General features: G+C 50.2%; 5 protein-coding genes and 1 rRNA gene. 3 read left to right on the top strand and 3 right to left on the bottom strand.

Annotated elements, in window-relative coordinates; genetic code table 11:
• Window positions 1-126 precede the first annotated feature (126 nt).
• Window positions 127-2340, bottom strand: a complete 2214-nt coding sequence (locus ACFO3I_RS19050) for a S9 family peptidase (protein WP_377336799.1) — start codon at window positions 2338-2340, stop codon at window positions 127-129.
• Between the two features lie 288 nt (window positions 2341-2628).
• On the opposite strand from ACFO3I_RS19050, the gene ACFO3I_RS19045 reads away from it, so the two are divergent.
• From ACFO3I_RS19045 to ACFO3I_RS19035, 3 genes are all read left to right on the top strand, one after another.
• On the top strand, window positions 2629-5193 hold the full coding sequence (locus ACFO3I_RS19045) for a TonB-dependent receptor plug domain-containing protein (protein ID WP_377336797.1): 2565 nt from the start codon (window positions 2629-2631) through the stop codon (window positions 5191-5193).
• Between the two features lie 390 nt (window positions 5194-5583).
• Window positions 5584-6516 carry an alpha/beta hydrolase gene (locus tag ACFO3I_RS19040; protein WP_377336795.1) on the top strand — a complete coding sequence of 311 codons (933 nt, stop codon included), beginning with the start codon at window positions 5584-5586 and terminating at the stop codon, window positions 6514-6516.
• 29 nt (window positions 6517-6545) lie between these two features.
• A complete protein-coding gene (locus ACFO3I_RS19035) occupies window positions 6546-7652 on the top strand; it encodes an META domain-containing protein (RefSeq protein ID WP_377336793.1) in 1107 nt (368 codons plus the stop codon).
• Window positions 7653-7690: 38 nt separating this feature from the next.
• On the opposite strand, the gene ACFO3I_RS19030 is transcribed toward ACFO3I_RS19035, so the two are convergent.
• Window positions 7691-7930, bottom strand: coding sequence for a hypothetical protein (locus tag ACFO3I_RS19030; RefSeq protein ID WP_377336791.1), 240 nt, complete (start codon window positions 7928-7930; stop codon window positions 7691-7693).
• 500 nt (window positions 7931-8430) lie between these two features.
• Window positions 8431-8521 (bottom strand): 5S ribosomal RNA (rrf, locus tag ACFO3I_RS19025); the annotation flags it as partial.

Below are 8521 nucleotides of genomic sequence, written 5' to 3'. Positions count from 1 at the left end.
TGCATAGAAAAAGGCCTGCGACGTCTCTGTTGCAGGCCTTTATACAGCAGTCACTGGATCGGTCAACCGATCTGAAATTGGCTTAACTGATCGGCATTAGCTCTTTAGCCGCCCTTTTTTGCTGCACTATTTCAGCTGACGCTCAAAAAACGCCGTCATGGTTTTGTGCAGATGGGTTTGTACCTGCTGACCAAACATCGAGTGTTTACTGCCCGGGTAATCCATGCTGTCAAACAACTTGCCTTGCTTCTGCAATTCTGAGTACAGCTTGGTGCTGTGGGTGAAGAGCACATTGTCATCGGCCATGCCATGGTAAATCAGCAGGTTGCCCTGATAGTCTTTGACATAAGGGAAGACTGCACTGGCTTCATAACCAGCTTTATTGCTGTTTGGATTGCCAAGATAACGCTCAGTGTAGTGTGTGTCGTATAAAGACCAGTCGGTCACAGGAGCTCCGGCCACGCCGGCTTTGAAGTAATCACCTGCTTTGAACATGGCCATAATGGTCATATAGCCGCCATAGCTGTGGCCATAGATACCAATATTGGCCGCGTCGACGTAAGGCAGGCTGCGCAGGTAATCGACACCTGTGATTTGGTCTTCAATCTCGACCACGGCCAGTTTCTTGTAAATTGGATCTTCAAAGGCTTTACCGCGGTTTTCCGAGCCTCTGTTGTCCAGTTGAAACACCAGATAACCCTGCTGCACCAGATACTGGAAGTACAGGTCTTTCTGGCTCCAGCTGTTGGTCACACGCTGGGCACCTGGACCACCATAGACCCCCACCACCACAGGGTATTTTTTACCGGCTTGCAGAGTTTTTGGCTGAAACAGGCGGTAATGCAACGTTTGGCCGTCTTTGGCTTTTAAGGTGCCAAAGCGGGGTTGTACCATACCGTCTTTGTATGCAGCCAGAGGGTGTGTGCCGGCGACGTCATTCGCTTCCAGGACGGTCAGTACCTGTCCAGAAGTTGCCCGCAAGTCTACCTTGGTCGGCTGAGTCACGCTGGAGAAGCTGTCAATAAAGCTCTCGCCGCTTTTCGCCATCACCACAGCATGGGAATAGCCTGGCGTCGTCAGGCGCTCTATCGCTCCACCTTTGAGCGACACTGAATACAAATGGCTTTCCAGCGGTGTATCTTTACGGCCAGAAAAAAACACCAGCCCTTTTTCTTCGTTAATGGCTTCAACTTTATTGACGACCCAATCCCCTTGCGTCAGCTGCCGTACCAGCTGACCGTCATTTTTGTACAAATACAGATGCTTGTAACCGTCACGTTCTGACGCCCAGACAAAATGTTGACCGTCTTTGAGGAAATACAGGTCGTCGTGCAGATTCAGCCAGGTCTTGCTGCGTTCAGTTAACAACACTCTGGTTTGCTTGGCTGGCAGCTTGACAGAGCGTAGCTCCAGCTGTTGCTGGTCACGACTTTGCCATTGATAAGTCAGTTCATTGGCAGACTGAGTCCAGCTCACCCGGGTCAGGTAAATGTCCTGCTCTTTGCCTAAATCCAGCCACTGGGTAGCAGGTTGCTCAATGCGGGTTACCCCCAGCTGAATATGAACGTTCGGAGTGCCGGTAAAGGGATAACGCTGACTGAACAGTTTAATTTCGTCAGCGTAAATTTCATTTCGCACCGCTTCCGCCACAGGGCTTTCGTCCACCCGGCTAAAAGCAATTTGACTGTCATCCGGCGCCCACCAGTAGCCCGTCATCCGGTGCATTTCTTCCTGCGCAACAAACTCCGCCATACCGTTTTTAATCACGCCGCCACCATCTGAGGTCAGCTGAGTTTCTTTGTTGGTTTGCAGATCCAATACATAAAGGTTTTGCTCGCGAACAAAGGACACATAGCGGCCTTTCGGCGAGATTTGCGCGTCGGTTTCAAAGGCCTCCGTATCCGTCAGCTTACGTGCTTTGCCCGTGGGGACATCGTAGTAATACAAATCCCCATTGAGCGGAAATAACAGTGCCTTGCCATCTTTAGACCAGTTGTAGCTGACAATACCAGAAGCAAACAATCGCAGCCGCTCCCGGCGGGCTTTCTCTTCATCGGACAGGGTTTCTGGTCCGGAAAATAAGCTGTCTGAATCGACCAGCAGGCTATGTTTGCCTTCTTTTAACTGGTATTGCCATAAGTCCAGTCGGTTGGCATCCGTGCTTTTACCTTTGAGGTACGTCACCCGGCTGCCGTCGGGCGAAAACGCCAAAGCTCTTGGCGCAGTGCCACTTAGTGCTGGTTCGGCAAACAGGCGTTCAAGCGTCAGCGGCTGATTCGCCACTGCACTGCCGGCTATCAACAGCAAAGAGCCTGACGCCGCTACAGTAATTATTTTCACAGAGGATCCCCTCAATAGTTATTGTTCTGACTAAAACCTTGCACTGAAAGCGTGCAATTTCAGTCTTTGTTCACGCCTCATTTTACGGCGATTTGCCCTGAACCTGCACCATAGAAGTTCAACGCCGCCTGTTACAAACCCAACAAATCAGAGACAGAACGCCAATATTCGTAGATAAAGCCACAGAAAATCACGATAGACAAAAATTAATTTTTCTCATATGGTCAATAAAGAGCTCAGCAAACAAAGAACTGAGACACACAAAATCCAGATGAGAAGGCAATAATAATGAGCAAAAATAACTATAACCCTATCGCCCTGGCGATAAAAACTGCCCTGTGTGGCAGTCTGTTACTTGGCACCGGCGCTCTGGCTCAGGACGCAGCCCAAACACCAGCCGCATCCGACGATAAAGACGTAGAAAAAATTGTGGTGGTAGGTTCGCGCGGTGCACCACGGTCGGTTGGCGACTCTGCGGTGCCAGTGGATGTGATTGGCGGCGAAGAGTTTGCCAAAAACGGCACCAGCGATATGGTCAGCCTGATGAGTGCCAACGTCCCTTCTTTTAATGTCAATGCCCAGCCAATCAACGATGCGTCTACATTAATCCGTCCAGCCAACTTACGTGGTTTACCACCGGATAGCACCCTGGTGCTGGTTAATGGCAAGCGTCGTCACCGTGCTGCGGTGATCACCTTCTTAGGCAGCGGTATTTCTGACGGCTCGCAAGGCCCGGATATTTCGGTGATTCCATCCATTGCATTAAAACAAATTGAAGTATTGCGGGACGGTGCGGCGGCACAGTATGGTTCCGACGCCATCGCTGGTGTGATTAACTTCCGCTTAAAAGATGCCTCCGAAGGTGGCTCGCTGGAAGTAAAAACCGGCCAACATTATGAAGGCGACGGTGATTTACGTCAGATCTCAGGAAACATTGGCCTGCCTTTCACCGACAATGGCTTTGCCAACTTAAGCGCAGAGTACAAGCAATCCGACCCAACCAGTCGCTCTGTACAACGTTGGGACGCCACAGATTCCATCGCCTCTGGCAACAATCTGATTGCCGACCCGGCTCAGGTCTGGGGTTCACCTGAGTTTAAGCGCGACGCCAAAGTGTTTTTAAATATGGGCGCCGAAGTGGCGAAAAATCGTGAGTTCTATTTGTTTACTAACTGGGCAGAACGTGATGTCGAAGGTGGCTTCTATTTCCGTCACCCTACGACACGCGGCGGAGTGTACTCCAATGATGGTGGCGAAACCTTATTGATTGGCAATCTGGATGAGTCAATGGGCTCTTGCCCAACGGTTGACGCGACGCAGAATTTTGCCGATCTGACGGCTGATGTGAATGCACTGCCAGACCATTGCTTTACCTTTTTCAGTATGTTGCCTGGCGGCTTTACCCCTAAATTTGGCGGTGTGGTGACAGACACGGCCATTGCTTCTGGTGTGAAAGGTGAACTGGATTCAGGTTGGTTCTTTGACGCCAGTATGTCGGTGGGTCGCAGTGAAGTTGAGTTCTATATTAAAAACACCATCAACCCTTCGTTAGGTGCCGATACGCCACGTAGCTTCAGCCCGGGTAAGTATGTGCAGCTGGAAAAAGCAGCCAACCTGGATTTCAACAAGCCGATTGAAGTGGATGCACTGCCCTATCCACTGAACGTCGCCGGTGGTGTGGAATACCGTGACGAGACCTTTGAGATTTATGCCGGTGACCCGGCTTCATTTGAAGTGGGCTCATTAGCTTCTCAGGGCTTTGGTATTGGTTCCAACGGCTTCCCAGGCTTTAAGCCAGAAGATGCCGGCTCCTTCAATCGCTACAGCTATGCAGCTTATACTGAATTAGGTGCTGAATTCAGTGACGCTTTCAGGATGGATTTTGCACTGCGCTACGAAGACTTTGAAGATTTCGGCAATACCACCAATGGCAAAGTCACGGCCCGTTACCAATTGACTGACGAGCTGGCACTGCGCGCTGCAGCGAGCACAGGGTTCCGCGCGCCAACCATTGGCCAGAGCAGTGTGCGTAACGTGACCACTTCTTTCGCAGCTGGCTTGGGTTTGGTTGACACCGCCACCCTGCCACCAACGCACCCAATTTCAGTGCAAAAAGGCGGTAAACCGCTGACGCCTGAAGAATCGAAAAACTTCTCTATTGGCACTGTGTTAGAAGTGGATGACTGGTATGTCACGCTGGACTACTTCCATATCAAAGTGGAAGACCGCATTAGCCAAACCTCATCACTGGATTTGACCCCAGAAGATATCGAAGCACTACTGGCGCTGGGAGTGAAAGACGCCTCCAGCTTTACCGGTGTTAAATACTTTACCAATGACTTCGACACCACCACTCAGGGTGTTGATTTAGTGTCGAACTACTCGATGGATTTATGGGGCGGCCGTACCACCTTCTCTCTGGCATATAACTGGACAGATACCACGGTTGACAGCCATTCAGAATACATCAGCGACGCTAAAGTAGAGCAGCTGGAACGTGGTCTGCCACGGGTACGTGGTAGCTTTACCCTGGCACAAAACTATGGTGACTGGGAAGGTTTTATCCGCTTTAACCATTTCGGCGCTTTCTATGAAGACCACTTAGACAGTGGTGTGTTGTTGGAGTCTGAAGGGGGTTTGCCCATTGAGGTGGGCTCAGAAATTACCACCGACATGGAACTGACTTACCATGTGAATGACAGTTATGACATTGCAGTGGGCGCGCAGAATATTTTTGACGTGTACCCGGATGAACATAAATGGGATGGTGTGGCAGGTTCAAAATACCCGACTACTGCAGTCATGGGTATTAACGGTGGCTTCTACTACGCCCGCTTTACCTATAAGTTCTAATCAACCACTAGGGCTTGTTGACGCTTCGAGGTTAAAGTTTGTTCGCTCTGGCGGCGTTCTGAACGCGAAACGAGGAGCGAAGTTTAGTCATTCTAAATAAGCGACGAGTGACAAAGTGCAGGGCGCCGCCAGACCGAACCCGAAGGGCAGCGCCTGGCCGGTCTTTCTGCTGCGTTAGTGCTCGTTTATATAGGCTAACTACACTGCACTCGCACTGCCTGGCATAAAAACCGGCCAGACTGCGGCAAAAATAACCCTGAAACGTCAACAAGCCCTAACAACAACCCCGCTTCGGCGGGGTTTTCTATTTTAAGTCTACCCGCCAGCTTGTGTTTGAATTTACAGCCCTCCGGACTCGTGGCAAAGTTGCGCAGCAAACAGGAGAACCCCATGCAATTGATCCCTTGGCATTACGATACCGACTATGGCTTCACTCTTCGAGGCTATGCAACCCAACCGCGGGGGCTGCCTGTGTTGCACGTATTGCACGGTAATGGCTTTTGCTCACGGATGTATCAGCCGCTGCTGGAGTTGTTGTATCCGTATTTCGACCTGTTTTTATCCGACGCCCAAGGCCATGGTGATTCAGACCGCGGCGGTCCCTTTATCGGCTGGAACGCCAGCGCAGAATTAGCATTGGCAGCCTTTCAGGCTCATCGACATCACTATACCAACGTTCCCTGCTATGGATTAGGGCACAGTTTCGGTGGCGTGCTAACAGCTCTGATCAACAGCAGAGCAGATAGCCCATTTCAAAAAGTGGTGTTGCTCGACCCGGTTTTCTTTACTCCGCTGATGCTGGGTAGCATGCAAGTACTGGACTGGATGGGCCTGTACCAGCATAACCCAATGGCACGAAAAGCCCGAAAGCGCCGCGAAACATGGCAAGACCGCCAACATGCCTGGAGCTACCTGTACCAAAGAGGCATGTTTAAAGGCTGGCACGATGACGCACTGGCGGCCTATATTGACCATGCGCTTCATCATCAGGAAAGCCGTTTTAGCCTGAAATGCCCGCCAAACCGGGAGGCAGAAATTTTTGCCTCTTATCCAACGGGGTTATGGCGAGCGTTGAAACAGCAATGCAGCCCGAGTTTGTTGGTCTATGGCGATGCGACCTATGGTTTTGTCGAAAAGTCTGCCCGTAAGTGGGCTGGACTAAACCCTGCTGTGCAGCTGTTCCAGGTCACAGGCGGCCATTGTTTTATGCAAGAAGAGCCAAAACAAAGCGCCTGGCTTATCCGGCATTTTTTCGCAGCGAATCAGCCACAGGCCGATTTATCCGTGTCCCCCCCATTCCATGTCACAGAACTTGATTTATAATGGCGCCAGTTTTATGGAACCGGATCCTTATGAAAAAACAGCTATTGCTTTCTGTGTTACTCGCCAGCTTAGGTGCCTGTAGCCAGTTACCCGAACAAGCACCTGCCCCAGTCGCGCAAGTGAACGAGCCTGTGCCTGAGCCAGAACCAGAGTTGGTAGAAAATGAAGTGTTGAATGACCAGGCAACTCAGGCTGTCGCGACTGATTTTGGTCATATCTTTATTGATCGTGATATGAGCTTTAGCGGTACTTTGTCATGTCGTCATTGCCCTGGCGTCAAATACCAGCTGAATCTGTTTCAGGACGGCAAATTTGAGGCCCGCCAGGAATACATCGACAGTCCAGAGATCAATCTGGTCAAAGGCAACTGGCTATTGGAAGCCCGTACCATCCACCTGATGTCGCAAAGCGTCAAACTGCCTTCTTTCCAATTTGTCAGTAACAATAAATTGGTACTGCTGGATGAAGCCGGTAAGCCGGTTGTTTCTAAAGAAAATTTTGAATTGGTTCGCAGTCAGAATTTTGTCAAACTGGATACCAGCATGCGTATGCTGGGCTTGTATCAGGTGAAAGACAATCAGGCCAGTTTCACATCCTGCACCAACGGTGACACCGTCAGTATCGCAATGACACAGCATCATATTCCTATGCTGCGCAGCTATCAGCAGGATAAAAATCTGAATGGTAAGCCGGTCATCGCCACTATGGTGGCCCGTCAAAGCCCGAAAGAAGACAAATTGGTCTTTGTAGAGCAATTTGATCAGTTCTGGCCAGGAGCAACATGTCCCGATCAATACAAAACATCCAAAGTCCAGGGCATTGTCTGGCGCGTGAACCGGATTAAATACATCCAGGTGCCGCAGCAGTACAACCTGCGGATGATGTTTAACGACAACGCCAAGTTGTACGGTTTTTCTGGCTGCAATTTCTTTAATGGCAGCTACAGCCAAAGCTCCAACTTGCTGAAGATTGATCCCTTAGTCAGTACCCGTAAATACTGTGCTGAAAGTAACTACTATGAATCAAAGTTCACGCAACAACTGCAAAGTGCTGACCGCATAGAAGTGAATGGCGACAAGCTGCAGCTATTTCAGAACAATGAAGTGGTAGTTGAAATGAGCCCCGCGTTGAACTGATTTGTTGTCTTACTAGCGTTCCCAAAAAGCCTCTGAAATCAGGGGCTTTTTATTTGCTGTTGCGCCTGTTGATTGCGGTCATCATCCAGGCGGATAGCTATTTCACAATGATCAGGCTGCGGGAAAAACAACGCATTGATCACTTCACGCCGCACTATCCACTCACCTTTTCTAAAATGCAGCCCCGCACTACTGCTCAAGGTCAGACTTGGGTTACCGCCAAGAAGTGCATTCAATAAACGACTCAACGCAATAAGTACATTAATGATGTAAGTCATGCCTTAGCCCTCCGTGTATTCGCTGAATTGTTATAGCTGGTTAATAGAGATTTTTGAATTCCAGGTTGGGCTGTTGACGAAGTTTTCTTGCAAAGCGCTAATCCACTGATCCCGCTTTTCAGTTTTTGACCAGAGGCGGTGCGTCTGAAGTCTAAAAATGTCGGATAGAGAGGCGCAAAAGAGCACGGCAGCCGCAATAGTCGCTGCTGTTTTAAGCAAACTGCGTAAAAAATTACAGCAGCAGTCAAACTACCGATGGTTTGGAAAGCAAAAAGCAAAAACCCCGCTGCTTGAGCGGGGTTCTCAGAGGAGGAGCCTGGCGGTGAAGTACGTTGCTCGACCCATCCTGAGTCTCGTCCCTGCGGGACCCGCTGTCGCGGTCCAAAAACGTTCCAGACGTTTTTGTCGCATGGGTTGCCCTGCTCGAGCAGTTCACCTCAGGTAAGTTCAGAATGCAAAAAGGCCCAATCTTTCGATTGGGCCCTTCGGCGTTATTGGGAGCCTGGCGGTGAACTACTCTCGCATGGCAAGCGCCACACTACCATCGTCGCAGCTGCGTTTCACTTCTGAGTTCGGAATGGGTTCAGGTGG

The sequence above is a fragment of the Rheinheimera marina genome (assembly GCF_042654345.1).
GTDB classification, from domain to species: Bacteria; Pseudomonadota; Gammaproteobacteria; order Enterobacterales; family Alteromonadaceae; genus Pararheinheimera; species Pararheinheimera marina.
The sequence above is the reverse complement of the archived record's forward strand: the minus strand, read 5'-3'. Positions and strand labels throughout refer to the sequence as shown.